At 32.0% G+C, this 25,732-nt stretch carries 24 protein-coding genes; 10 read left to right on the top strand and 14 right to left on the bottom strand.

What is annotated here, in order from left to right; translation table 11 throughout:
• Positions 1 to 88: 88 nt before the first annotated feature.
• A complete protein-coding gene (locus WNY60_RS03590; RefSeq protein ID WP_145006135.1) occupies positions 89 to 1,057 on the bottom strand; it encodes a hypothetical protein in 969 nt (322 codons plus the stop codon).
• A 117-nt stretch (positions 1,058 to 1,174) separates the two neighbouring features.
• Between WNY60_RS03590 and WNY60_RS03585 the strand changes: the two genes are divergently transcribed.
• On the top strand, positions 1,175 to 1,837 hold the full coding sequence (locus WNY60_RS03585; protein ID WP_342861543.1) for a hypothetical protein: 663 nt from the start codon (positions 1,175 to 1,177) through the stop codon (positions 1,835 to 1,837).
• Positions 1,838 to 1,895: 58 nt separating this feature from the next.
• On the opposite strand, the gene WNY60_RS03580 is transcribed toward WNY60_RS03585, so the two are convergent.
• From WNY60_RS03580 to rpsO, 6 genes are all read right to left on the bottom strand, one after another.
• Complete coding sequence (locus tag WNY60_RS03580) at positions 1,896 to 3,095, bottom strand: glutamate-5-semialdehyde dehydrogenase (RefSeq protein WP_145006140.1); 1,200 nt, start codon at positions 3,093 to 3,095, stop codon at positions 1,896 to 1,898.
• A 16-nt stretch (positions 3,096 to 3,111) separates the two neighbouring features.
• Positions 3,112 to 3,891, bottom strand: a complete 780-nt coding sequence (gene proB / locus WNY60_RS03575; RefSeq protein WP_342861542.1) for a glutamate 5-kinase — start codon at positions 3,889 to 3,891, stop codon at positions 3,112 to 3,114.
• Positions 3,892 to 3,893: 2 nt separating this feature from the next.
• A complete protein-coding gene (gene proC, locus WNY60_RS03570; RefSeq protein ID WP_191101030.1) occupies positions 3,894 to 4,700 on the bottom strand; it encodes a pyrroline-5-carboxylate reductase in 807 nt (268 codons plus the stop codon).
• Positions 4,701 to 4,983: 283 nt separating this feature from the next.
• Positions 4,984 to 6,408, bottom strand: coding sequence for a glycosyltransferase family 2 protein (locus WNY60_RS03565; RefSeq protein ID WP_342861541.1), 1,425 nt, complete (start codon positions 6,406 to 6,408; stop codon positions 4,984 to 4,986).
• A 194-nt stretch (positions 6,409 to 6,602) separates the two neighbouring features.
• A complete protein-coding gene (locus WNY60_RS03560) occupies positions 6,603 to 8,855 on the bottom strand; it encodes a polyribonucleotide nucleotidyltransferase (protein WP_145006152.1) in 2,253 nt (750 codons plus the stop codon).
• Positions 8,856 to 9,025: 170 nt separating this feature from the next.
• Complete coding sequence (rpsO, locus tag WNY60_RS03555; RefSeq protein ID WP_145006839.1) at positions 9,026 to 9,295, bottom strand: 30S ribosomal protein S15; 270 nt, start codon at positions 9,293 to 9,295, stop codon at positions 9,026 to 9,028.
• Between the two features lie 159 nt (positions 9,296 to 9,454).
• On the opposite strand from rpsO, the gene WNY60_RS03550 reads away from it, so the two are divergent.
• Complete coding sequence (locus WNY60_RS03550; protein ID WP_342861540.1) at positions 9,455 to 10,555, top strand: PAS domain S-box protein; 1,101 nt, start codon at positions 9,455 to 9,457, stop codon at positions 10,553 to 10,555.
• A gap of 33 nt (positions 10,556 to 10,588) precedes the next feature.
• The gene (def, locus tag WNY60_RS03545; RefSeq protein ID WP_342861539.1) at positions 10,589 to 11,212 is read left to right on the top strand and encodes a peptide deformylase; all 624 of its coding nucleotides are present in this window, start codon (positions 10,589 to 10,591) and stop codon (positions 11,210 to 11,212) included.
• 47 nt (positions 11,213 to 11,259) lie between these two features.
• Here def and accD read toward each other — a convergent pair whose 3' ends face one another.
• The 3 genes from accD to WNY60_RS03530 form a co-directional block, all read right to left on the bottom strand.
• Complete coding sequence (gene accD / locus WNY60_RS03540; protein ID WP_145006161.1) at positions 11,260 to 12,117, bottom strand: acetyl-CoA carboxylase, carboxyltransferase subunit beta; 858 nt, start codon at positions 12,115 to 12,117, stop codon at positions 11,260 to 11,262.
• A 320-nt stretch (positions 12,118 to 12,437) separates the two neighbouring features.
• Positions 12,438 to 13,505 (bottom strand): class II fructose-bisphosphate aldolase, encoded by a 1,068-nt coding sequence (fbaA, locus tag WNY60_RS03535; RefSeq protein ID WP_145006164.1) that lies wholly within the window; start codon positions 13,503 to 13,505, stop codon positions 12,438 to 12,440.
• A gap of 114 nt (positions 13,506 to 13,619) precedes the next feature.
• Entirely contained in the window at positions 13,620 to 16,157 is a 2,538-nt protein-coding gene (locus WNY60_RS03530; RefSeq protein ID WP_342861538.1) for a BamA/TamA family outer membrane protein, read from the bottom strand.
• A 163-nt stretch (positions 16,158 to 16,320) separates the two neighbouring features.
• On the opposite strand from WNY60_RS03530, the gene WNY60_RS03525 reads away from it, so the two are divergent.
• Positions 16,321 to 17,031, top strand: coding sequence for an RNA methyltransferase (locus WNY60_RS03525; protein ID WP_342861537.1), 711 nt, complete (start codon positions 16,321 to 16,323; stop codon positions 17,029 to 17,031).
• A gap of 27 nt (positions 17,032 to 17,058) precedes the next feature.
• Here the strand turns inward: WNY60_RS03525 and WNY60_RS03520 are convergent, their stop codons facing one another.
• Both WNY60_RS03520 and ubiE read right to left on the bottom strand, forming a co-directional pair.
• Positions 17,059 to 17,784: a porin family protein gene (locus WNY60_RS03520; RefSeq protein ID WP_145006170.1), complete on the bottom strand. Its 726-nt coding sequence runs from the start codon at positions 17,782 to 17,784 to the stop codon at positions 17,059 to 17,061.
• Positions 17,784 to 18,515, bottom strand: a complete 732-nt coding sequence (ubiE, locus tag WNY60_RS03515; RefSeq protein ID WP_261375482.1) for a bifunctional demethylmenaquinone methyltransferase/2-methoxy-6-polyprenyl-1,4-benzoquinol methylase UbiE — start codon at positions 18,513 to 18,515, stop codon at positions 17,784 to 17,786. Before ubiE ends, WNY60_RS03520 begins: the two co-directional genes overlap by 1 nt.
• A gap of 116 nt (positions 18,516 to 18,631) precedes the next feature.
• On the opposite strand from ubiE, the gene trkA reads away from it, so the two are divergent.
• The 5 genes from trkA to WNY60_RS03490 all read left to right on the top strand — a co-directional run bounded on the left by trkA (position 18,632) and on the right by WNY60_RS03490 (position 22,558).
• Entirely contained in the window at positions 18,632 to 19,981 is a 1,350-nt protein-coding gene (gene trkA, locus WNY60_RS03510; RefSeq protein WP_145006175.1) for a Trk system potassium transporter TrkA, read from the top strand.
• The gene (locus tag WNY60_RS03505; RefSeq protein WP_342861536.1) at positions 19,981 to 21,486 is read left to right on the top strand and encodes a potassium transporter TrkG; all 1,506 of its coding nucleotides are present in this window, start codon (positions 19,981 to 19,983) and stop codon (positions 21,484 to 21,486) included. The genes trkA and WNY60_RS03505 overlap by 1 nt, the downstream gene beginning before the upstream one ends.
• Positions 21,487 to 21,578: 92 nt before the next feature.
• Positions 21,579 to 21,827 (top strand): hypothetical protein, encoded by a 249-nt coding sequence (locus WNY60_RS03500; protein WP_145006180.1) that lies wholly within the window; start codon positions 21,579 to 21,581, stop codon positions 21,825 to 21,827.
• A 181-nt stretch (positions 21,828 to 22,008) separates the two neighbouring features.
• A complete protein-coding gene (locus WNY60_RS03495; protein WP_342861535.1) occupies positions 22,009 to 22,275 on the top strand; it encodes a hypothetical protein in 267 nt (88 codons plus the stop codon).
• Between the two features lie 88 nt (positions 22,276 to 22,363).
• Complete coding sequence (locus tag WNY60_RS03490; protein WP_339809123.1) at positions 22,364 to 22,558, top strand: hypothetical protein; 195 nt, start codon at positions 22,364 to 22,366, stop codon at positions 22,556 to 22,558.
• Between the two features lie 60 nt (positions 22,559 to 22,618).
• Here the strand turns inward: WNY60_RS03490 and WNY60_RS03485 are convergent, their stop codons facing one another.
• Positions 22,619 to 23,809 (bottom strand): pyridoxal phosphate-dependent aminotransferase, encoded by a 1,191-nt coding sequence (locus WNY60_RS03485; protein ID WP_339809124.1) that lies wholly within the window; start codon positions 23,807 to 23,809, stop codon positions 22,619 to 22,621.
• A gap of 30 nt (positions 23,810 to 23,839) precedes the next feature.
• Positions 23,840 to 24,934 carry an acyl-CoA desaturase gene (locus WNY60_RS03480; RefSeq protein ID WP_342861534.1) on the bottom strand — a complete coding sequence of 365 codons (1,095 nt, stop codon included), beginning with the start codon at positions 24,932 to 24,934 and terminating at the stop codon, positions 23,840 to 23,842.
• A 133-nt stretch (positions 24,935 to 25,067) separates the two neighbouring features.
• Between WNY60_RS03480 and rsmG the strand changes: the two genes are divergently transcribed.
• A complete protein-coding gene (rsmG, locus tag WNY60_RS03475; RefSeq protein WP_145006193.1) occupies positions 25,068 to 25,700 on the top strand; it encodes a 16S rRNA (guanine(527)-N(7))-methyltransferase RsmG in 633 nt (210 codons plus the stop codon).
• Positions 25,701 to 25,732 lie beyond the last annotated feature (32 nt).

Raw genomic sequence — 25,732 nt, 5'->3', positions numbered from 1 at the left:
TTAAATGCGTCAGGCTGTACGTTATATCTTTTTTGAAAAAAACAAAAAAGGATGCCACTTCCATCCTTAACGCGCTTACTGTTGCGACTTACTCAAAATCTAATAGCTGTGTGGCAGCAATAAGTTGCTTTAAAGCATCAATTTTACTAAACAGTTTATTAAAAAAACGATTACGTTCTTTTTCTCCAGCAGTATTTAATAATTTACTATTCTGTAACTGCTTTTTTAAAAAGCGTTCAGCTTCCTCACACGTGTGCCTGTCCTCAGTTTTATAATAAGATAGCAAAGTAAAAGGCACATATAACATTTGGTTATTAGGCGTGCTAACCAGAACATTGTTATTCATTAAATGTAACTCATTATAATACAGTAAAAAAGGATGGTCTTCCGACGTTAATTTATTAAAAATAGATGTGATTAATTGTTTTAATAAATCACATAACTGTAACGCAGATTTAGAGCTTACTTGTCCAGCCTGAAAGTAAAAATGTATTTGTTTTAAAGTGCTATTAATAGTTGTAATGTCCCAAACTTCCTGCGTGTTTAAGGTGTTATACAAACTACCTAGTCGCTTTCCGGCTTCAATTAAAGATGGGCTTGGAGCAAAATTATCAAAACTTTTACTGGCTAATTTAGGGTTTAGCAACTTAAGCCAAACATAATATTTAAACTGGCTTAAAGCATCACCATTTAAGTTGTAAAATAACGGTATATCCTTAGCCGAATATAGTATAGTACTATCCTTTTGCTTTAATAAGGGTAATAAAGACTGATAAGAATCCTCAAAATAGTGTTGCAATTCTGATTCATTCTCTATTTGCTTCGTTTTTTCAATGGTTACAAACTCATTAGCAGTCGTTTCAAATAACCTGTCTAATGACACATTGTAGTATTTAGCCAATGCAACACTTTCATCTAAAGATAATTTACTTTTTAAGCTAACACGTCTATGTGCAGCATCATAACTAATATCTAACGCAGTTGCAACAGCATCTATTACAGAAGTATTATTTGGCAATTGTGCTTTCAAATAAGCTAAAAATGAAGTTTGAAACATGTAGTAATTTACTATTAATTTGCGAAAATCGCAAAAATTACTTTTACTATTGGTGGATTAGCAAAAATTTTATGTGATTATAACAATAATTTTGAATCAAATTTTAAAACTATAATCATGAAAAACTTATTAATTACCATTATATTTTTTGGAGGTTTACAGCTATGTATGGCGCAAAAGGATACTATTTACGTGACCAATAGTAATCAATATCATAGTTATATGGACGACTACTTTAAAAAAGTGACGTTTAAAATTGGAGGAGGTGTTATGTTGCCTCAAGGTAAACTGAAAAATTATTTTGGAGCCTCTCCATTAATCGAGCTAAGTTTAGACTTTCCAGTTACTAATAAAAAGTCTTTAGAATTAGCTTTGCAATTTGTAGTTCCGGATCAAAAACAGTCTTTTAAGTATGTTAGAGCTTTGGATACTATTCAGGCTAAAGCTGCTTTTATGTTTAATCCTATGCTGAGGTTTAAAAAAAACTTGAGTCAAAATGTTAATTCGCAATTACATGTTAGCTTTGGTATTGGTGCTTCTATTATTAAAACAGATGCAAGAAATCCCTTTTATACAGGAGACAATGATACAGAAGAAAAGTACGAAGTTATTACTGCATTTTTAATTTCGCCAACTTTAGATTACGTCAAAAAATTTAGAAATAATGAAGAGTTAACCTTTGGTCTAGGATTAAATTATGCACCTTATAAAATTGAAGGTGCAGTTCAGGAAAATGTGGGATCTGTGTATGTAACACCTAGAATATTATACAGTTTTTAGTTTAGCATTATAAAAAAAATCCGATGAATGTAATCATCGGATTTTTTAAATAGTTTTTTTAAACTCTAACTTGGCCATCACCAAATACATAGTATTTATTGGTTACTAATTGTTTTAGTCCCAAAGGTCCTCTGTGGTGTAATTTGTCTGTGCTTATTGCTAACTCTGCACCAACTCCCATTTGTCCTCCATCTGTAAATCTAGTAGAGGCATTATGGTATACAGCAGCACTATCAATATGATTCATAAAATGTAGTGCTTCAGTAGTGTTTTCAGTTATAATAGCTGCAGAATGTTTACCAGAGTGTGTATTAATCATATCTATGGCTTCGTCTAATGTACTAACTTCACCTATAAGTAGCTTTAGGGCTAAAAACTCTTCCTTCCAAATTGCATCTTCTGTTATTTTTTCAGTAGAATCTAAAACTTTAGCAACGCTATTATCAGATAGTATAGTGACATTATGTTGCTCCAGCTTTTGCTGTAGCATTTTAAGTTTTAATTGGTATTCTGGGATGTTTTTATTTATTAATACCTTGTCTAAAGCATTGCAACCAGAGATTTTATCTGTTTTTGCATTTACTATTACACCAACTGCTTTACTCCAATCGGCTTGTTCTGAAACATATAAAAAGTTGTTACCTCTACCGCTAACTAATACAGCACATGTAGCATGTGTTTTTACAAAATTAATTAAACGCTCTCCACCTCTTGGCACTATTAAGTCCAATGGTTCTGTTGGGTTTTTTAAAAAGGCTTGTGTTTCTTCTCTTTTTAAATGTAAAAGTTTAATCCAGTCTTTAGATAGTCCGTTGTCTTCTAACGCTTGATGCCAACATTTTTCTAAAATAAGGTTACTGTTTAACGCTTCTTTACCACCTTTTAATAAAATTTTGTTGTTGGCTTTAAAAGCTAACACTGCAGCTTCAATGGTGACATCTGGTCTAGATTCGTAAATAATTAATATTGTACCAAAAGGAGCGGTTGTGTTAACAACATTAAGTTGATTTTTAAGCGTTAAATTTGATAGCTCTTGACCAACAGGATCATCTTGACTTAATACTGCTTTAACAGCCTCAATCATTTCATTTACCTTTTTATTGTTTACAATCAGGCGGTCAAACAATGCTTGATCGTCTTTGTTAAAAGCGTCTAAATCTTTTTTATTGGCAGCAATAATATGTTCTCTTTCATGGTCTAAAATCTGTATCATTGATTTTAGAACATTATTTTTTATATCTGTATTTAATAGTTTCATTAATTTAAATTTTTAGTTAGGCACAAATAAACTTTGTACCAATTTGTTTATTATCTATAATATCTACCATTACATTTTCGCGTTTACCATTAGCAATATATGTTGGTATGTTTTTACGTGCTGTGACTTTTGCTATTCTTAATTTTGAAGCCATTCCACCACGACCTTCTCCTTCTTTTTTACCAGAAGCACACACGTATTTTTCTACATTCTGGTTAGTTTTAACTTCATGTAATTTAACCGAGTCTTTATGGTCAGGATGACCTGTGTATAATCCATCGGTATCTGACAAAATAATTAATCTATCTGCATCAATTAATTCTGCAACCAAACTAGCCAGCTCGTCATTATCAGTAAACATAGACATGGTTAAGGATACAGCATCATCTTCATTTGCAATAGGTGTAATGCCATCAGACAACAAACCTTCGTAACAGTTAATCATATTCTCTCTGTATTTTCCTAAGTCAAAATCACGTTTTGTAGCTAAAACTTGAGCGCAACGCATTCCGTAATCATGAAAAATGCTATAATAATGTCTCATCATTCTGGGTTGGCCAACAGATGAGTAGACTTGACGTCGTATTGACGAGTCTTCAATTTGTGTATTTCCTAAAATTTCTTTTCCGGCAATTGCCGATCCAGAAGAAACTAATACGACCTTAATACCACGTTCGTACAATACTGCAATTTGTCTAACTAGTTCTCTTAGTACAGGTCCTAATATTCTGTTGTCTTTATTTGTTAGCACGTTGGTACCTACTTTAACTACTACGCGCTTTATATTATCTTCCATTATTATTTTTCTTTTCCTAATTCAACAGCTCTATCAAACGCAGCGTAAGCAGCATCTTGGATAAGTTGTTTTACATTATTATCTTCCATACTATCAATTGCAGCTTGAGTAGTTCCTCCTTTAGAGGCTACTTTGTCAATCCATTTTTCTGGAGATATATCATTTTGACTAAATAATTCTATTGCACCTTCAAAGGTGTTACTTACTAAAACTTTAGAGTCATAATCCGAAAAGCCCATTTTTAAAGCAGCTTCTAACATGGACTGCATAAAATAAAACACATAAGCTGGACCACTTCCGGAAATTCCGGTTGAAGCATCTATAAAGTTTTCGCTACTAACTTCAATCGATGTTCCTGTAGTATCTAATAAATGTCTTATCATTAAAAGCTCTACTTTAGAAACAGATGCGTCACCAGTATACGAGGTTACACCTTTACCAACCTTAGCTGGTAGATTAGGCATGGTTCTGATCACTTTTTTTATACCTAAGCCTTTTTGAATGGAGTTTATAGTAACTCCTGCCATAAGAGATACAAAAATTTGCTCTTTATTTACCATACGCCTCATTTCTGTAAATAGATCGTCACAGTGGTAGGGTTTTACTGCTAAAAAAATAATGTCTGCCTGTGGTAAGCAATCTGTTAAGGACGTGTAAACATTAAATTTAGGTTGTTGTCTTAAAGTTTCAATTTTTTTAGGATCGGTATCAAAAATTCTTAATTTGTGTTTATTTAATAATGAAGAATTTATCATTCCTTCAGAATAAGTTAAACCCATGTTTCCGGCTCCTATTACTAATACTTTCATAATTTTTTTTAATTAATAAATCAACTGTCAGTATTATAATAGCCACAATTACTGTGCGACAGTGCCAAAACGAAAGTTTGATTTAAAGAATTTAGATTTTTATAAAGATTTGTATTGATAATTGTGATATTGAAAATTTAAGAAGTAAATAGGTGGCAATATCTAAATTGATAAAATTAAGAAACGGGTTAATTGTGACAGTCTGTCGGTGACAAATTTTGATATTTGTACCATTCTGTTACAATTAACCCGTTTAAAATAGGGGTGTTTATTTAATAAAACACTATTTTTTTTCGACTAACCCTCTTGTTAGCCAGCCTCTTCTATTTGCTGTTGCAATTGCGTAAGGTGTAATCCAAAACAATCCAAAGGTGTATAAAATACTATATGAGTAAGCCCAAAACCCTTGGTAAGTTTTATATTTTTTAGTAAAAAATAATAAAGAAAACGTTGATAATATTAAGATACTTACTAGAGTAGATCCAAAAAATAACAATGGATGTACCATAACAAAAAACAACATAAATATTATTAAAGGATAACTCATTATTAGTTTAGAAAATTGACTAAAAAATAATAATCTAGTTCCTAATTTATTTCCTTCTCTAAAGTTAGTGAACACATATTTAGCCATTTCTAAATTTTCTCTAACATTACTTCTTCCCCAACGTATAAACATTTTGTATAGTCCTAAATACTCTTCAGGTACATTGGTATAGGCAATAGCATTACTTTGAAATAAAACATGATCACCTTGTTTTAAAATCATATTAGTCATAGCTCTGTCTTCTCCAATATCTGAAGGTTGTCCCATAAAAGTTTGATTAATCCATTCTGGTAAGACTTCAAAAACAGCAGTTCTTTTATATGCAGCTAATGCTCCTGGAGTACATAAAACAGAGTTTAAATTGCTTTCTGCAGAACGTACAAATTCAAAACTCATTACAAAACTTACGTCAAGCATTTTAGGAAGCATCTCTGATTTGTTATTTAGTACCCTAATGTTTCCAGCTACAGCTCCACATTTTTTATTACCTACAAATGGACTAACTAAATTTCTTAAAGTATCCTTAGTAACAATGGAGTCGCTATCTACGGTTACAAAAACATCTCCTTTACCAAGGTTAAAACCACGATACAAAGCATGACGTTTACCTTTGTTTTTAGGTTGTTTATATATTTCTAAACGGTCTCCTAATTGTTTTTTAGCATCAACCATCCAATCCCAAGTGTCGTCTAAGCTACCATCATCTATCGCTAATAGTTGTAATTTATCTTTTGGGTAGTCGCTTTTATCCAAGCTCATAAGCGTATCCCAAACTTGTTTACCTTCATTATAAGCTGGTACTATAATAGTACAGGTTGGCAATTCTTGGTCAGTCACAGATGTAACTGGTTTGTACTTAAAATAATTATAGGCTGTGTATAAAAAGAATAAAACTTTATATGCAAATAAAGTAGTTGCCACGTATATAAAAGTAAGCCCAATTTTAGTGCTCATTTGTAACGTATTAAATGCGTCAAAATCATTATGGAATACATAAAAGAAATAGACACCTAAAATAATAAGTAAAAAGGTGCTAATTAACACTAATCTATTTTGTGGACTTCCAGTGATGCCTTTACTATGAAAAAACCCGTTGATTTTATTTACTATTTTTTTTCTATTTGATACAGTTTTAATTGTGTTGGTAGTTTTTGTAGCCATAAAAATTGTTTGTCTTTAAATTAGTGTAATATTAGATTTACGCATCAAAATTTAGTTTAGATGTTTTTTAGTATTTATTTAAGAAAACTTTTTTACGGATTAAATAGTTGAAATTTAGTATTTACTTAAAAACGTAAAAAAGCCCAAATAGAAATAAATCTATTTGGGCTTTTTTTATTAAAGTTTAAAAAGAATTAATCTTCTTTTTTATCTTCTCTAGGTTTTCTGTCGTCACGTTTGTTATCACGTCCACGATTATCTCTACCTCTGTTATCACGTCCACCACGATCATTATTTTCTCTTGGTGGTCTAGCTACATAACCTTCTGGTTTTGGTAAGATTGCTTTTCTAGATACTTTTTCTTTGCGTGTTCTTGGGTCAAGACCAAAATATTTAACGTCAAAAACGTCTCCCATGTTTACTACATCAGTAACATTTTCAGTACGTTCCCATGCTAATTCGCTTACGTGTAATAACACTTCGTTTCCTGGTGCATCCATATACTCAACAACAGCACCAAAATCTAACATTTTGATAACTTTTACTTGGTATACTTTACCAACTTCAGGTTTAAATAATATAGCATCAATTTTTGCCATAACAGCATCAATACCTTTTTTACCAACACCTAAAATTTCAACAATACCTTCTTCTGTAACAGGATCTTCGTTTATTACGATAGTTGTTTCAGTTTCTTTTTGCATTTCTTGGATAACTTTTCCTCCAGGTCCAATTAAAGCTCCAATAAATGCGTTAGGAATACGTCTTGTCACCATTGTAGGTGCATGTTCCTTAACTTCTTCATTTGGTGTAGCAATTGTATCTGTAAGTTTACCTAAGATATGTAAACGTCCATCACGAGCTTGTTTTAGTGCATTTACTAAAATCTCGTATGATAAACCTTTTACTTTAATATCCATTTGACAAGCAGTAATACCATCTGCAGTACCTGTAACTTTAAAGTCCATATCACCTAAGTGATCCTCGTCTCCTAAAATATCAGATAATACAGCGTATTTTCCTGTTTCTTGGTCAGAGATTAATCCCATTGCAATACCAGAAACTGGTTTTTTAAGCTTAACTCCAGCGTCCATAAGTGCCATAGTTCCTGCACATACAGTTGCCATAGATGATGATCCGTTAGATTCTAATACTTCAGACACAACACGTACTGTATAAGGACAGTCTGCTGGTACCATGTTTTTTAATGCACGTTGTGCTAAATTACCATGACCAACTTCACGTCTAGAAGTTCCTCTTAAAGGTCTAGCTTCTCCTGTTGAAAAAGGAGGGAAGTTGTAATGTAAATAAAAACGCTCTTCTCCTTCAAAAGAGGCCATATCTATTTGATTTGCTTCTCTAGATGTACCTAAAGTAACTGTAGCTAATGCTTGCGTTTCTCCACGTGTAAAGATAGACGATCCATGTGTAGATGGTAAATAGTTTACCTCACACCAGATTGGTCTAATCTCGTCAGTCTTACGACCATCAAGACGTAATCCTTCATCTAAAGTTAAATTTCTAATAGCAGCTTTTTCTGCTTTAGCATAATATTTAGAGACTAAATCTCCATAATCTGCTAATTCTTCTTCAGTAAATGTTGCTTTAATTTCTTCTTTAATTTCAGAAAAAGCATTGCTTCTTTCTTTTTTAGAAGATCCAGCTTTAGCGACAGCGTAGACTTTATCGTATGCTAAGTCGTAAATCTTTTTTGCTAAATCGTCATCAGAACGTTCTGCATCGTACTCACGTGTTTCTTTTTTACCAAAAGCTTCTGCTAATCTTACTTGAGCAGCACATTGTACTTTAATAGCTTCATGTGCAAATTTAATTGCTTCAGCCATTTCTTCTTCAGAAATTTCTAACATTTCACCTTCAACCATCATTACAGAGTCAGCCGAAGCACCAATCATCATATCTAGATCAGACTCTTCTAACTGCGCACGTGTTGGGTTGATAATAAACTCACCATTAATACGTCCAACTCTAGCTTCAGAGATAGGCGTTTCAAATGGTACGTCAGATAGTTGGATAGCAGCAGATGCAGCTAATCCAGCCATAGCGTCTGGCATAACGTTGTCGTCATGAGACATTAATTGGATCATCACTTGTGTTTCTGCGTGATAATCTTTTGGAAATAATGGACGTAAAACACGGTCAACAAGACGCATAGTTAATACTTCACCATCACTAGGTCTTGCTTCTCTTTTAAAGAAACCTCCAGGATAGCGTCCAGCAGCAGCAAATTTTTCGCGGTAATCTACTGTTAACGGTAAAAAGTCAACGTCACTTTGTTTGTAGTTAGATACTAATGTACATAACAACATACAGTTTCCTGACTGTACAACAACAGATCCATGTGCCTGTTTTGCTAATTTTCCGGTTTCGATAGAAATAGTTCTACCGTCTCCAAGGTCAATAACCTCTTTAAAAACTTGTGGAATCATAAATTTTTTTAATTCTAATTAAACAATGGTCGTTGTGTTGTGGTAGTAGTAGTTGTGATTGACCAATGAAAAACTGTAATTAGCTTCTTCAATTTTGATTATTATACTCGTTCAAATCGAGTTGTTTGGTATCAAAAAACCACGCTAAAAAGCGTGGTTTTATATTATGATTATTTTCTTAATCCTAATTCTTTAATAATTGCACGATATCTTAAGATATCTTTCTTAGTTAAGTAATCTAGTAAGCTTCTTCTTTTTCCTACTAGTTTTACTAAAGAACGCTCAGTGTTATAATCTTTACGATTTTTCTTTAAGTGCTCAGTTAAGTGGTTGATACGGTAAGTAAATAAAGCTATTTGCCCTTCTGCAGTACCTGTGTCCTTTGCATTTTTACCGTGTTTAGTAAAAATTTCTTCTTTTTCTTTTTGATCTAAATACATTCTAATATTATTATAAATGATTGTTATGTACACGAAAGTTTATCTTTCGAGCCGCAAATATAGTTATTTTTAATGATTTCGTAATTTTTAAAACAAATTCTTCTAAAATTTTTTTAAAAATGTAGTATGAACTATTTTTAGGTCAATATTATTGTTGCCATGTACACAGAGAGCCTAGAAGATCTAAAATCCAATTTTTTGCCTGATGTTTTTAATCATGCTTATCATGGTATTGCAATTGTAGGATTGGATGGTAAATGGATAAAAGTTAATAAAAGTATTTGTGACCTTTTTGGCTATACTGAATCAGACCTGTTAGACTTAACGTTTCAGGATATTACCCATAAAGAAGATTTAGATATTGATTTGGATAGGCTTGACAAGTTAAAAAGTGGTGAGATTAATAGTTATACTTTGCCAAAAAGATACTTTGCTAAAAATGGGAGTATTATTTGGGCACAATTATCTGTGTCTTTAGTTAAAAATGAAAAGGGAGCACCCAAGTATTTTATATCTCAAATACAGGACGTGACCGATTTAAAGAAGGTTGAGAGTGAAAAAGAGGTTTTTACGGAAGTTATTAAAGAACAAAATGAAAGGTTATTAAATTTTTCTAGGATAATTTCTCATAATTTAAGTACGCATGCTGGAAATTTAAAGACTTTGGCCAAATTTACGAAAAATGAAGTGCCCGAAATTAAAACGAATGAAAGTTTTATTTACTTAAATGAAGCGATTACCAATTTAAATGAAACGGTAAAACATTTAAAAAGTATTGCAGAGTCTACTTGGTTTGAAAACGAAGATTTAAAACCGTTACATCTTGGTAAATACATTACCAATGCAATATATAGTGTTAATGCTTTGGCTAAAAATAATGCTTGCCAGATTAAAAATTTAGTTACCGACAATGTTAAGGTGGTTGCTGTTGAAGCGTATTTGGATAGTATAATCCTTAATTTGTTGACCAATGCCATAAAGTATAGAGATGCTAACAAACAATCTGAAGTAGTATTAAGTACTTATGTTCAAGACGACTTTATTGTTTTGAGTGTTAAAGACAATGGTTTAGGTTTGGATATGAATAAGTATGGTGATAAAATGTTTTCGTTGTATCAAACATTTCATAATAATAAAAAGGCAAGAGGTTTAGGTTTGTTTATTACAAAAAGTCAAGTGGAATCCATAGGAGGTAAGATAGAATTTAAAAGTCAAGTTAATATAGGAAGTCAGTTTTTAGTTTATTTTAAAACAGCTTAATCCAATGTGTTATTATTTAAAACTACAACAGTAATGAGACCTATCATAAATGTATTACTTATTGTTTTTGCTTTAGTAAGTTGTGCTAATCAAAAGGATTTAAAGCCTGGTAATTTTTCTAAAAATCAAGTCGCATTAATAACTGCTTTAGACTCTGATCAACCCATGCGTGTATTTAAGATTAATAATACTAAAGATTCCATTTTATTAAGACAGCAAAGTGGATATGTTAAACCAGATCCAAAAGATATAACTTTAAAACACTTTACTAATCGTTTGTTCGCAACCGTTAGAGATAGTATGTCCTTAGGTGTTGGTATTGCAGCACCACAAGTTGGAATATTAAAAAATATTATTTGGGTACAGCGTTTTGATAAAGATGATGCGCCTTTTGAAGTTTATCTTAATCCAAAAATTATTAATTATTCTGAAGAAAAGCAGACTAGGAGAGAAGGTTGCTTATCGATTCCTAATCGTGCTGAAACCTTAAATACACGATCTAAAGTTATTACAATTGAGTACGACACATTGAATGCTGAGCATGTAACGGAAGATGTTGCAGATTTTACATCCGTAATTTTTCAGCATGAGATAGATCACTTAAATGGTATTTTGTTTTTGGATCATTTGAATAAAGACATTAAAGATGCTAAATAATAAAAAAGCCTTACTAAATAAGTAAGGCTTTTTTTATGGTTTATCAATTAAGCTCTTAATGGCTTATTTGTAATTAAGTCTATATATTGGTTGACTCTGTTTTTTAAATCTTTACGTTGTGTAATAAAATCTAGAAAACCATGTTCTAACAAAAACTCTGAGGTTTGGAAACCTTCTGGTAACTCTTGTCCTGTTGTATCACGCACAACACGTGGTCCTGCAAATCCAATTAATGCACCAGGCTCTGAGATGTTAATATCACCTAACATGGCAAATGATGCTGTCGTACCACCTGTTGTTGGGTCTGTTGCTAACGATATGTATGGTATACCTGCATCTGCTAGTTGTCCAAGTCTTGCCGATGTTTTTGCTAATTGCATTAAAGATAATGCTGCTTCCATCATACGTGCTCCTCCTGATTTAGAGATGACCATTAATGGTACATTGTGTTTTAAAGAATACTCTGCAGCACGTGCTATTTTTTCTCCTACAACACTACCCATTGATCCTCCAATAAAAGCAAAGTCCATACATGCGATTACTAAATCCTGACCTTTTGACTTACCAACTGCACAACGTACAGCGTCTTTAAGGTTTGTTTTAGCTTCGGCTGCTTTTAAACGGTCTGGATATTTTTTTGTATCCTCAAATTTTAATGGGTCTTTCGAGGTTAGATTTGCGTCTAACTCCTTAAATTTATTGTCATCAAATAGTATTTCAAAATACTCTTTGCTTCCTATTCTTACGTGGTAACCATCTTCTGGGCTTACGTAAAAGTTTTTTTCTAGCTCTTTAGAGTCTACTATTTTTCCTGTAGGAGATTTGTACCACAATCCTTTTGGAATGTCTTTTTTCTCTGCAGTTTCGGTTGTTATTCCTTTTTCTTTTCTTTTAAACCAAGCCATATTGATTTACTATTTTGGGATTAAGATTAGTAGATGTTTTCTAGTAATCTATTCTAATTTTAGTTTTAGTTTGCTTTATACAAGCGTACAAAATTACATTTTTTATTAATCAATCTCAAAAATTGATGTCTCTATCTGTTTTTTTATTGCTTTTTGGGGATAAAAAAATTCCGTTTAGTGCTGAGGTTAATCAGTTTAAACGGAATTTTATTTTATGTAATTATGTTGGCTGCGTTAGGGATTGTAGTGGCATCCTTTTTTGTCTTTTTTCAAAAAAGATATAACGGAAAGCCCGACCCTTGGGTAACGCCAAAATTATTTTAAAGTGTGTTAACGTTGTTTAGGTCTTCGAATGCTTTTTTAAGACGCTCTACAAACGTTACTTCTCCTTTGCGTAACCAAACGCGTGGGTCGTAATATTTTTTGTTTGGAGATTCTGGTCCATCTGGATTACCTATTTGTGATTGTAGGTAGTCTGATTTTTCTGCCATGTAATCTCTTACTCCTGACATGAATGCGTATTGCATGTCTGTGTCAATATTCATTTTTATAACTCCGTAACCTATAGCTTCTCTGATTTCTTCTAGAGTAGATCCTGATCCACCATGAAATACAAAGTCAATATGGTTGTGTGGTAAGTTGTGTTTTTTTGATAAAAACTCTTGAGAGTTTTTTAAGATTTTTGGTGTTAATTTTACATTTCCTGGTTTGTATACACCATGTACGTTTCCAAAAGCTGCTGCGATTGTAAACTGGTCGCTTACTTTGCTAAGTTCTTCATAGGCATAGGCTACTTCTTCTGGTTGTGTGTATAACTTAGACTCGTCTACATCACTATTGTCTACACCATCTTCTTCTCCTCCTGTAATACCTAACTCGATCTCTAAGGTCATACCCATTTTGCTCATTCTGGCAAGGTATTGTTTACAGATTTCTATGTTTTCTTCAAGTGGTTCTTCACTTAAATCAATCATGTGCGAGCTGTATAATGATTTTCCGGTTTCTTTAAAATGTTGCTCACTAGCATCTAATAAACCATCTATCCAAGGTAATAGTTTTTTTGCACAGTGGTCTGTATGTAAAATTACAGGTACACCATAGGCTTCTGCCATTAAGTGGACGTGTTTTGCACCTGCTATAGATCCTGCAATTGCTGCCTTTTGATCTTCGTTACTTAAGCCTTTTCCTGCGTTAAATTGTGCACCTCCATTTGAGAATTGTATGATTACTGGAGCGTTTAATGCTGCTGCAGTTTCTAAGACACCATTAATAGTGTCTGATCCTATTACGTTTACTGCTGGAAGAGCAAATCCTTTGTCTTTAGCAAGTTTAAAAATTTCTTGAACTTCTTTTCCAGTAGCAACTCCTGGTTTGATATTATGAGCCATTTTAATTTTTTTTAGTTGAATTTGTATAGCTTCAAAAGTAATGAAAATTGCTAAATTTTAGGTCTAAATAACTATAAAACCACGCAAACGTTTTAGCTAAAGTGCTAATTTATACTAGAAAGGATAGTTGATTCCGATGTTATAAACTGCGTTTGCAAAATTGTAATCATTAAACCATCTGTTACCTATTGGATAGGATGGATCGTAGGTTTTAAAGCCTATGTCACCACGAAGTACAAAAAAGTTAAAGTCATACCTAAGTCCAAAACCAGAACCTACTGCAATGTCTTTAAGCGAGTCAAAGCCTGATAGTGTTGCCTCATCTTGGTCTATGTCGTCAAAGACATTCCAGATGTTTCCTGTGTCAACAAAAATGGCTCCATTAAGTGGTCCAAATAAGTTAAATCGCTGTTCTGCACTTATGGCTATTTTTAGATTGGCCTCATTAAACTCGTTTGAGGTTTCTAAGCTTCCAGGTCCTAAGTTATAGGCTGTCCATGCTCTGTTATCATTAGCTCCACCAGCAAAAAAACTTTTAGAAAACGGTATGTTTGTAGAGTTGCCATAAGGTATTGCTATTCCAAAAAAGGTACGAAAAGCTAGTACGTTTTTGTACCCTAAACTCCAATGTTTGATATAGTCTAATTCTACTTTTGCGTATTGCGAGTAGGCGACGTTAAACATTTCGTATTTTCCGTTTGCATTTTTTTGTAATCCTAAAACTTTAGAGGTTAGTGAAAATAGGTTTCCTGCTAATTCTACCCTTGATTTAAAGATTGAAAAATCTTCATCTGCTAAGTTATCTCTTCTGTCTTTTGTAAAACTGAAACTAGTTGCAAAAATAAGGTTGTCTTCTGTTAGTCTTTGTTTTCTTTCATTTATAGCGTTTACTGTGTCTAAATCGTCCGATGATAATATGGTGTCATATGACCCATTTTGTACTTGATCCAAAAAGCTGTCGGCTTGTGTTGGTATACTAAGGTTTTGGTCTGAATTAATAAAGCCTGAGGTTTGTGCAATTTCATTTAAAGAATCAAATGAATTATCATAAACATTAAAGTAGTTTGCTGTATTTAGATTTTTTACAAATTGGATATTAAATAAATCTAATTTATTAGTAATGGTGTTATTTGGATACCATCTGTAATTAAATGAGCCTGTAAAGGTTTGCTTGTCTAAACCTATGTTAGTTTGACTAGAGGTTGCTACAGTTAACCTTGTGCTAGGAAACATGTACTTAGGTATGATTTTCTCTGTATTAAAAGGAGAGAATAATCTTGGAATGGTAAGTTTTAGGTTGGCTCCAATCTCGTTAATATCAAAAAATTGATCTTTTATGTTGCTAGCATCTTTGGAAGAACCAATGGATGTAAATCCAGAAATTTCCAAAGTCTCGGCAGCATTAAAAACGTTTCTAATTAATAGGCTTGGGTTAATAGAAAAACCAATGGTTTGTATGTTACTTTGTAGTGCTTCTGCGCTAAACTCTAATTCAAACTTTTTTAAAGGTGTTAAAAATATATTAGCGGTTAACGTCGTGTCTGGATTTTCTACATAAGTAATGTTTGGATATTTAAACGTGCGTAAATCGCTTATTTTTCTTGATGTTAACGGTCTGTTTTTATCTTTAAAAACAGTGTTTGGTGTTATAAATACCGAGTTTGTTAATGCTCTTGGTTTGTACTTTAATTTACCAATACTATAGATATTATAACCATCGTAATAAGTGGTATCGTTTGTAGATTGGTTTCTGTTTTTAAATGAGCTATTGGTATAAATATTGACATCCTTTACCTTGAAAATTTTAAAAGGCTCTCGTCTAGAAACGTCTTCTTCTCTAATTAATCGGTTTTCAATAATGGTTTCAATATTCATTTTGTTGGTGCCAAAAATGGTATCGCCTTCAAACTCTATATAATCTTGACTAAAGTGATAAACACCATTATCACGCATTAGTTCTACAATACGGTCTGCTTCATTATAAACGTTGTTAATACGGTATTGTGAACCAGATTTAATTAGCGATTGATCTTTAAACTGGTTGTAGATTTTTTCGACTACGGGAGATTTAATATTGGAAGCAACTGTGTCAAACTTATAAGCGTTTTTTGTTTCGATAGTATAATCAATTGTCGCTTTTTTGTTGTCACCTTTATTAATCTTGTAGTCTGCTGTGGCATTAAACCAACCGTTGGTTTTGTAATAGTTTTCTATCCTTACTAAGGATTTATTAGTTAATGCTGTGTCAATAATAACTGGTGCCTCTCCAGTACGTTTTAACCAACTGTTAAAACTTTTTTTAGAGTCTAAATACTTATCCAATTGTTTTCTTGACAATAATTTAGATTTACGTGCCATTTTTTTTGGATTGCTATAAAATCTAGCATTTAATACAGAGTCAATATTTGGTCTAGCACTATTATATATATATAGCTTTAATGGTATTGTAGTAAATGGTATAGGTAATCTAGAGTTTGGTTTTTGGTAAAACAAATTAGATATTGTATCATTTGTTACACTTTCTCCATTAATAGTTATCGTGTTTTTAGTTAATAGATGCTGGTTTTGAGCTACGCGTTTAACGGAGTCACAAGCATTAAACAACATGGTAATTGCTATTAAAACTATTATTTTAAATTGAATTTTTTTCAAAAGAATACTAAATAATAAGGGTGTTTATTACTGATTTGATGTACTGTATATACATCATATTCAAAAATACACTATTTATTGAACAAATAAATTTTAAATAAATAGAAACACACAAATGCGAACTCCTTTTTTTTCTTTTTCTTTATAAAAAAATATTAAAAGCGTGCTTTCTAAAAATCAAATCAAAAATATAACGCGTTTAAAGCAAAAAAAATATAGACAACAAGAAGGTTTATTTATTGCTGAAGGCGGAAAAGTCATCAAAGAGTTTTTAAACTCTACTTTTAAACTTGTGGATTTATTTACAACAGAGACCTTTAATGTAGAAAACGAATGCATCGTGTCCGAAGCTGATTTAAAAAAAATTAGCTGTTTAACTACGCCTAATACAGCCTTAGCTATTTTTAAAATTCCAGAAACAGATACTATAATAAACGAAGGTCTGATATTAGCGTTGGATGATATACGCGATCCTGGTAATTTAGGTACCATTATACGTTTGTGTGATTGGTTTGGAATCAAGCAATTAGTATGTAGTCTTAAAACTGTGGATTGTTATAATCCAAAAGTAGTGCAGGCAACTATGGGATCTTTGACTAGAGTAAATATTGTTTATACCGACTTAAGTATTTATTTAAAAGAAGTCGATGTACCTGTTTTTGGTGCCTTTATGGATGGTAAAAATGTGTACCAAACAGAGTTGCCAAAAGATGGGGTTTTAGTTTTAGGAAATGAAGCCAACGGAATATCTTCAATAATTGAAGCTAGCATAACAGACAAAATTAGTATTCCAAGATTTGGAGATCTTCAAGCAACAGAAAGTTTAAATGTAGCCACTGCTGGAGCTATTTTGTTAAGTGAGTTTAGGCGTTAAACTTTTAAGCCTAAATAATTTAAGTTTTTATTGAACCGTAAAATTGATAAAAATACCACGTGTTTGCATTTGACTAATATTACCTGTCCAAGGACTGTTAATATCTTTGTCTCTAACCAGTTCGTCTTGCATTGCAAAAACACCTCTAATAGAAGGTGTAAACTTAAAGCGGTCTAAGTAAAAATCTATACCAAAACCAAGCTCAAAAAACTGCATGTTTTTTACCATTCTAAAATCTCCAGCCGAGTTGTCGTCTGGGTTTTTCTCGTTACTAGACAAGTTAATAGCAGTAGATACACCTGCTAAAACAAATGGTTTGAAGTTATTAATGCGTTTAGTTGACATTTTAAGTAATAGCGGAAAGTATACATAGGTTGACTTAACCTCACGTAGTAAATCCGAGTCTGTAATCTCTTCGTCAAAACCGTCAAAATAGTTTTCTGGATACATCAGGTTACGTTGCGAGATTACCAAACCTGGTTCAAAACGGACATCAAAATAATCGTTAATACGTACGTTACCTAATAAACCTACATTAAAACCAATCGTGCGTTCTGTTTGTATATCGCCAAGATTATTATTGTAGTCAAATTTAAAATCTAAGTTATTAAATCCTAAATAATAACCCCAACTTAATGTTGCTTTATCTACAGTTTCTAGGTTTTTTACTTTTTCTTTAGTGAAAAGCTGCGCTTGAGAAGCTGTGGCTAAAAATAGAGCAATCAGTAAGGTTGATATATGTTTTGTATTCATTATTTTTTAAATGCTTTGTAAATTGTAGCAACACCAAATGTCTGAGGCATGTCTGTAACATTACTAAACCCAATTTTACGTAAAATATTGTTTAAAGCCTCTCCATATGGAAACGCATTAGCGCTTTCGCTTAAATATTTGTAAGCTGTTTTGTCCTTGGAAAATAATTTTCCGACGGTAGGTAAAATAACCTTAGAATGGAATTGATACCCTTGTTTAAAAGGAAACTTAGTTGGGACAGAAGTTTCTAAAATAACAAAAATACCACCTGGTTTTAAAACACGTAAAATGTCTTTTAGACCATTTTCTAAAGTTTCAAAGTTACGCACACCAAAGGCAACAGTAATGGCATCAAAGGTATTGTCGTCAAAAGGCATGTTTTCGGAATCACCAATAACCATATCAATTTTTTGATCTAGTTTTTTAGCTTTTATTTTAAGCTTTCCAACTTCTAGCATACCACTACTAATGTCTAAACCAATAATTTTTTTCGCGCTAGTTTCAGCAAGATTAATAGCTAAATCACCAGTTCCTGTGGCAATATCTAAAACATTATCTGGATTAGTAGCTTTAACAATATCAACTACTTTTTTTCGCCATTTAATATCTATTCCAAAAGAAATTACTCGGTTTAAACCATCATATTCACCAGAAATGGTATCAAACATTTTAGTTACCTGTTCTTTCTTTCCTAAGTCGCTATCTTTGTATGGATTTACTTTTGTCAAAATCAATTTTTTTACAAAGATAATGCATATATAATAGTCTGTAAAACTTCAAAAGAATAAATAATTGACCCTTAAATCTTTAAATTAATTATCTTTGCACTCCGTTTATTAAAGAAACTATGAAAATAATTATTGCTGGAGCTGGTGAAGTTGGATTTCATTTAGCAAAATTATTGTCTTACGAGTCTCAAGAAATTACACTTATTGATACAGATAGAGACAGTTTGTCTTATGCAGATAACCATTTGGATATTAAAGTCTTAAAAGGTGATGCAACATCCATTGCTATTTTAAAAGAAGCTAAAATAGATCGTGCAGATTTATTAATTGGCGTAACAGCATCCGAAACTACAAATATTACAGTCTGTGTATTAGCCAAGCAATTAGGTGCTAAACGTACGATTGCTAGAATTTCTAATACAGAGTTTATTAAACATAAGGATGAGGTTGGTTTTACCCGATTTGGTATTGACGAGCTGATTTCGCCAGAAAGTTTAGCTGCTGCAGAAATAGAGTTGCTTTTAAATCAATCTGCCTTTAAGGATAGTTATGAGTTTGAAGGTGGTGCACTAACAATGGTTAGTTTAAGTTTGACCAGAACAGCAGGTTTTGTTGGTAAAACAGTAAAAGAGGCTGCCGAATCATTTTCGGAAATACATTTTGTGCCAATTGCAATACAACGTTTTGGCACGCAATATACTATTATACCTAGAGGTGATACCGAGTTTAGAGAAGGTGATAATGCAGTATTTATTACTTGTGCAGGAGGAGGTGATGAGTTGTGTAAAATGACAGGTAAAACAAATACACCTGTTAAAGATGTCATGATTTTAGGTGGTAGTAAAATTGGTTTTAAAACCTCTAGAGATCTGTCATTAAGCGGGTTTAATGTAAAATTAATAGAGAATAATAAAGATATCGCTTTTGATTTAGCGGACGACTTACCTAAAGTTTTAGTTATTAATGGAGATGGTCGTAATGTTGAATTGTTAGAAGAAGAAAATATTAGCGAAATGGATGCTTTTATATCTGTAACTGGCAATTCTGAGACTAATATCATGTCCTGCCTTGTTGCTAAATCTAAGGGTGTTAAAAAGACAATTGCCTTAGTAGAAAACATGGATTACTTTGAGTTATCCCAATCTATTGGTATTGACACGCTAATTAATAAAAAACTTTTAGCTGCCAATAACATCTTTAGATACATACGTAAAGGTGAAGTTATTGCAATGACTAAACTTAACAACATGAATGCCGAGTTGTTAGAGTTTAAGGTTAAGCCTACTTCAAAAATTTGCAATAAGTTAATTAAAGATGTCGAGTTTCCTAGATCTGCAATTGTTGGTGGTGTTATCAGAAACGGTAAAGGATTGATCGCATTAGGTAGTTTTAGAATAAAAGAAGGCGATTATATTGTGGTATGTTGTTTACCACGATCAATTAAGGAAGTAGAAAAACTATTTTTATAATGGGAAAACGATTACGCCTTAATTACAAAATTATATTTTATTTTTTTGGTCTACTATTAGTCTTTAATGGTGGTTTTATTTTGCTGTCCGCTTTGGTAAGTTTAATTTATCAGGATGGTGTGACTTTACAATTGGTGTCTTCAGGTTTAGGGATTTTGATTTTTGGGCTTTTAGGGATGATTAATCATCGTAACCATAATAAAGAAATGAATAAACGGGAAGGTTACATTGTTGTAGCTTTTGGGTGGATTGTTATGTCTTTATCAGGTGCAGTTCCGTATTTAGCCACAGGAGCAATTCCTAACTTTACAAACGCTTTTTTTGAAACCATGTCTGGTTTTACAACCACTGGAGCATCCATTTTAAATGATATCGAAATTGTACCTAAAGGGGTTTTGTTTTGGAGAAGTTTAACCCATTGGATTGGTGGTATGGGTATTATTGTTTTAGCAGTTGCCATATTACCATTACTGGGAATTGGAGGTATGCAGTTATTTGCAGCTGAAGCACCTGGACCTAGTGCAGATAAATTACATCCTAGAATTACAGATACCGCAAAGCGTTTGTGGTTAATCTATTTTGGTTATACAGCAGCAGAAACTATTTTGCTTCAAGTGGCAGGAATGAGCTTTTTTGATGCCATAAATCACTCGATGTGTACGTTGTCTACTGGTGGTTTTTCTACTAAAAATGCAAGTGTTGCTTACTGGAATAATCAACCAGTTATACAATATATTATTATCGCTTTTATGTTTTTAGCAGGTTCAAACTTTGTACTAAGTTATTTTGCTTTTAAAGGTAAAGTTCAAAAAGTGATACATGATGAAGAGTTTAAACTGTACTTTAAATTTGTAGCTATATTTACAATAATTGCTGCGTTAATCATTTATTTTAGAGCAGATTTAACAGTGTCTTCAATTGATCATCCAATGGTTTGGGGTAAAGGCGAAAGTGCTTTTAGACACGCATTGTTCCAAGTATTATCTGTAATTACTACTACAGGATTTGTCACAGCAGACTATACATTGTGGACACCATTTTTGGTGGTATTTTTCTTTGGGCTAATGTTTTTAGGTGGATCTGCAGGAAGTACAGCAGGAGGTGTAAAAGTTGTGCGTCATTTAGTATTAATTAAAAATGGATTTTTAGAGTTTAAACGTACTTTGCATCCTAATGCTATTTTACCAGTACGATATAATAAAAGAGCTATTTCTGGAGATATTGTATTTAATATTTTAGGCTTTTTTATTTTATACATGATTGCTTTTATAATTGGTGCCTTAGGTTTTTCTATGATGGGTATTAATTTTGAATCCTCGATTGGTATTGCAGCTTCAAGCTTAGGTAACGTAGGTCCTGCTTTAGGTCAATTTGGACCAGTAAATAATTACGCAGCATTACCAGCTATTGGTAAATGGTGGTGTAGCTTTTTAATGTTAATTGGTCGTTTAGAGTTGTTTACTGTATTGATTTTATTGACGCCTTTTTTCTGGAGAAATAGATAGTTTTCTAAATAGTCTTGTTGTTTTTTTTGGTTGTACTGTAACATTTTAAAGTCTACTTCGTCTTTATTATATAACCAATACATCAATCAATCATGGCATTATCAATTAACACACAGTCTTTACAAACGGACTCAGTAACTACATTAAATAATTATTCTGGGATTTTAAATTCTAATTACAAGTCTATTGTAATAAGTAATTTTAAAAACATTTCGTCTAAATCTTTATTTAGCAGTAAGCAACGTCTAAAAAGTTGGTCTTATAATAAAAGCTGTTGTACAGTTGCTACATCACTTAAACTGTTATTGTTTGTAGTCATGATAATTCTCGCTATTATTTAATTTCTATTAGTCTATCGTTATTTTCTTTAATCAGGAATGTAACATTTTATAAAAAGCTGCTACATATATATAAAGCAGCTTTTTTTATATAATAATTTTAATAGCAACTAATGTATAATGGTTTGCTAAAAAGATTTCAATGTTTAATTTCTGAAAATATTCAGACTAAAATATAGATTTTATGGGTGGAGAAGGATCAATGATGGCTGCCAACCAATCATTAAAAAGTAATAGAAATATGTTAGCAAAACGAAAAGAGAAATCTTTTAGTTTTGTTAGTAATTCTAAAGAAAAAACAAAATACAATTTACCAAAAGCATCAGATAAAGATATAGCGTTGTTACGCAATAAGCTTAAGAGAGAGCATAAGTTTAGACGTGTCAAACAAATAGTATTACTTATTATAACTTTGGCTGTTATGTTATCTATTTTTATATATTTAGTGTAAATAAAGTGATGTTAGTTTATTTTTTTAGATTTAAACTCATGTCTAATTAAACGTTGCTTTTTTTATTTAGTTATTAAATTTTCTCTTTATGAAAATCTTAGTATTTGCGTTAGTATTTTACGCATTAGCATCAGTATTATTTTTATTAAAACAATATTATGGATACCAATCTACCACAGATTATAATTGGTTATACTATTTAGTGTTTCTTTTTATAGGTTTAGGTGTTTACTATAAGTTTAAATGGATCTATTTTATTTTGACAAAAAGAAAAAGTATTTAATAAAAAAAAGCTTCACAATTGTGAAGCTTTTTTTATAAGTAATATGTAGTAGTGGGTTAATTAACTAACCGCTTCTTTAATACGCTTTATAGCTTCAGTAATCTCTTTTTGTGAAGCTGCATAACTTAATCTAATGCAATTAGGATTTCCAAAAGCTTCTCCAGTAACTGTTGCTACTAAAGCTTCTTCTAATAAATATAACGAAAAATCTGTTGCGTTATGTATTGTTTTTCCTCTTAATGTTTTTCCGAAAAAATAAGAAATATCTGGAAAAACATAAAAAGCGCCTTCTGGTGTATTTGTATTAAAACCTTCGATGTTACCAAGTAGATCTAAAACTAAATCACGACGTACTTTAAACTCGTCAATCATAAACTTTACAACACTTGGATCTGCGTTTAAAGCTGTAATTACAGCTTGTTGTGCAATACAATTAGCTCCACTAGTCACTTGACCTTGCATTTTGTTACAAGCACGTGCGATCCAATCTGGAGCACCAATGTAACCAATACGCCATCCAGTCATTGCAAATGCTTTAGAGACTCCGTTTACCGTAATAGTATTGTTAAACATGCCATCAACAGAAGCCATACTTGCGTGTGGTTTTCCGGTGTAATTAATATGTTCGTATATTTCATCAGAAACAACGTATATATTTGGATGTTTTTTTAAAACTTCAGCTAAAGCTTCTAATTCTTTTTGACTATATAATGATCCGCTTGGGTTACAAGGACTACTAAACCATAACATTTTAGTTTTTGGTGTAATAGCAGCTTCTAATTGTGCAGCAGTCATTTTAAAATCTGTGTCAATACTTGTTTGTACTTCTACAGGTACACCTTCACTTAACTTAACAATGTCAGAGTAACTTACCCAATAAGGACATGGTAAAATAACCTCGTCACCTTTGTTTAACATAACTGCAGCTATATTTGCTAAACTTTGTTTAGCTCCTGTAGATACTACAATTTGTGGTAAGGTGTATGTTAAGTTGTTATCACGCTTAAATTTAGTAATAACCGCTTCTTTTAACTCAACATAACCATCTACTGGAGAGTATGAATTGTAATTGTCATTAATGGCTTGGATAGCAGCATCTTTAATAAAATCTGGTGTATTAAAGTCTGGCTCACCTAAGCTTAATCCAATAATGTCTTTACCTTCAGCTTTAAGCTCTCTAGTTTTTGCTGCCATAGCTAAAGTGGCAGAAGTGGACATGTTTAAAATACGATCAGAAAGTGGTTGGCTCATGTGTGTGTTGTTATATTGTGCAAAAATTAATTATGCCATGTTAGGCTTTTGACCTAACATTTTTAGTTGTTGGTAGTGTTCTCCAATAGCTTTCCAAATAGAGTTATATTCATTGTATGGTAAGCTAAATTCATGTGCAGTTTCTTTGACTATTTTTGCTATGTTTTTGTAGTGTACATGGCTAATATGTGCAAATAAATGATGCTCTACTTGTCTGTTTAATCCACCTGTATAAAACTCTACTAACCAATTTTTAGGCGAAAAGTTAGAAGTAGTAAATAACTGGTGAATAGCCCAAGTGTTTTTCATGTTACCATTTTCGTCCGGTAAAGGCATGTCTGTATTAGGCATTACGTGTGCTAATTGAAACACAACACTTAATATAATTCCTGCTGTGTAATGCATGATTAAAAAGCCAATTAAAACTTGCCACCAAGCATATCCTAAAGATAATGGTAATACTACCCAAATCGTATAATACAATATTTTTCCAATGATTAATTTGGTCCATTGCGTTGCAGGTTTAGGGAAATCACCATAAGATAATTTTCTTTTTAAGTAAATATAAGTTTGCTTAAAATCTGTTGTAATTGCCCAGTTTACAGTTAATAAACCATAAAGTAAAAAGGCATAATATTTTTGATATTGGTGGATCTTTAACCATTTTGAATGTTTAGAAAAACGTATGATTCTTCCTGCGTCAATATCTTCATCATGACCTTCAATATTAGTATACGTGTGATGTAATACGTTGTGTTGTACTTTCCAATTGTAGTCATTACCAGCTAAAATATGGATGCTACTACCCATTAAACGGTTAACCCATTTTTTGCTAGAGAACGACCCATGATTAGCATCGTGCATTACATTCATACCTACTCCAGCCATACCTACACCTATAACCATAACAGATATAATTTGCAGCCAAGTTGGTAGATCAACGGTTAATATAAGTACTAATGGACCCAATAATAATGTAAACATTACTATAGCTTTAAAGTATAATTTCCAATTTCCTGTTTTTTTAATATTGTTTTCTTTAAAATAATTGTTAACACGTTTATTAAGTGTTTTAAAAAATTTTGCAGAGTCTGTTCGAGAGAACGTTACTGTTTGTTTTGTCATTGTAATTGTATTCTTTTTACTGTAACGGAAAATCCGTCAAATAATATTTATTACAAAGATAATTAATTAAGCAAAACAGAAGCTCCCTTTTTAGTGTTAAAATGCATATTTTTGTCGAAAATTATAAACGTTTATGGAGCTGATTTTAAAGTATTTTCCTGATTTAACCCCTTTGCAAATTGAACAATTTACTAAGCTTGAAGCTTTATATCAAGATTGGAATTTAAAAATTAATGTAGTGTCTAGAAAGGATATTGACGAGTTGTATTTACGTCATGTACTACACTCTTTAGCAATTGCTAAAATTATTAATTTTAAAGATGGAAGTTCGATGATGGATGTTGGGACAGGAGGAGGTTTTCCTGGTATTCCTTTGGCTATTTTATTTCCTGAATGCGAATTTCATTTAGTAGATAGTATTAATAAAAAACTAAATGTAGTTAGAGAGGTTGTTGCAGGTTTAGAATTGCAAAACGTTAAAGTAACCCATAGTCGTGTAGAAGAAATTAAAGAAACTTATGACTTTATTATCAGTCGTGCTGTTGCAGCAATGCCAACGTTTGTGCATTGGATAAAAGGAAAAGTTTCAAAAACACAGCAAAACGAACTTAAAAATGGAATAATTTACCTTAAAGGTGGTGACTTAACGGAAGAGCTTCAGGATTATAAAACCACTACTATTTATAATATATCAGATTATTTTGAAGAAGACTTTTTTGACACAAAAAAAATTGTGCATTTGCCAATAAAATGGAAAGCCAACTAATAAATAAAAAAGCCTCTCAAATAATTTGAGAG

The organism is Olleya sp. AS48 (assembly GCF_038900355.1).
Classification (GTDB): domain Bacteria; phylum Bacteroidota; class Bacteroidia; order Flavobacteriales; family Flavobacteriaceae; genus Olleya.
The sequence above is the reverse complement of the archived record's forward strand: the minus strand, read 5'-3'. Positions and strand labels throughout refer to the sequence as shown.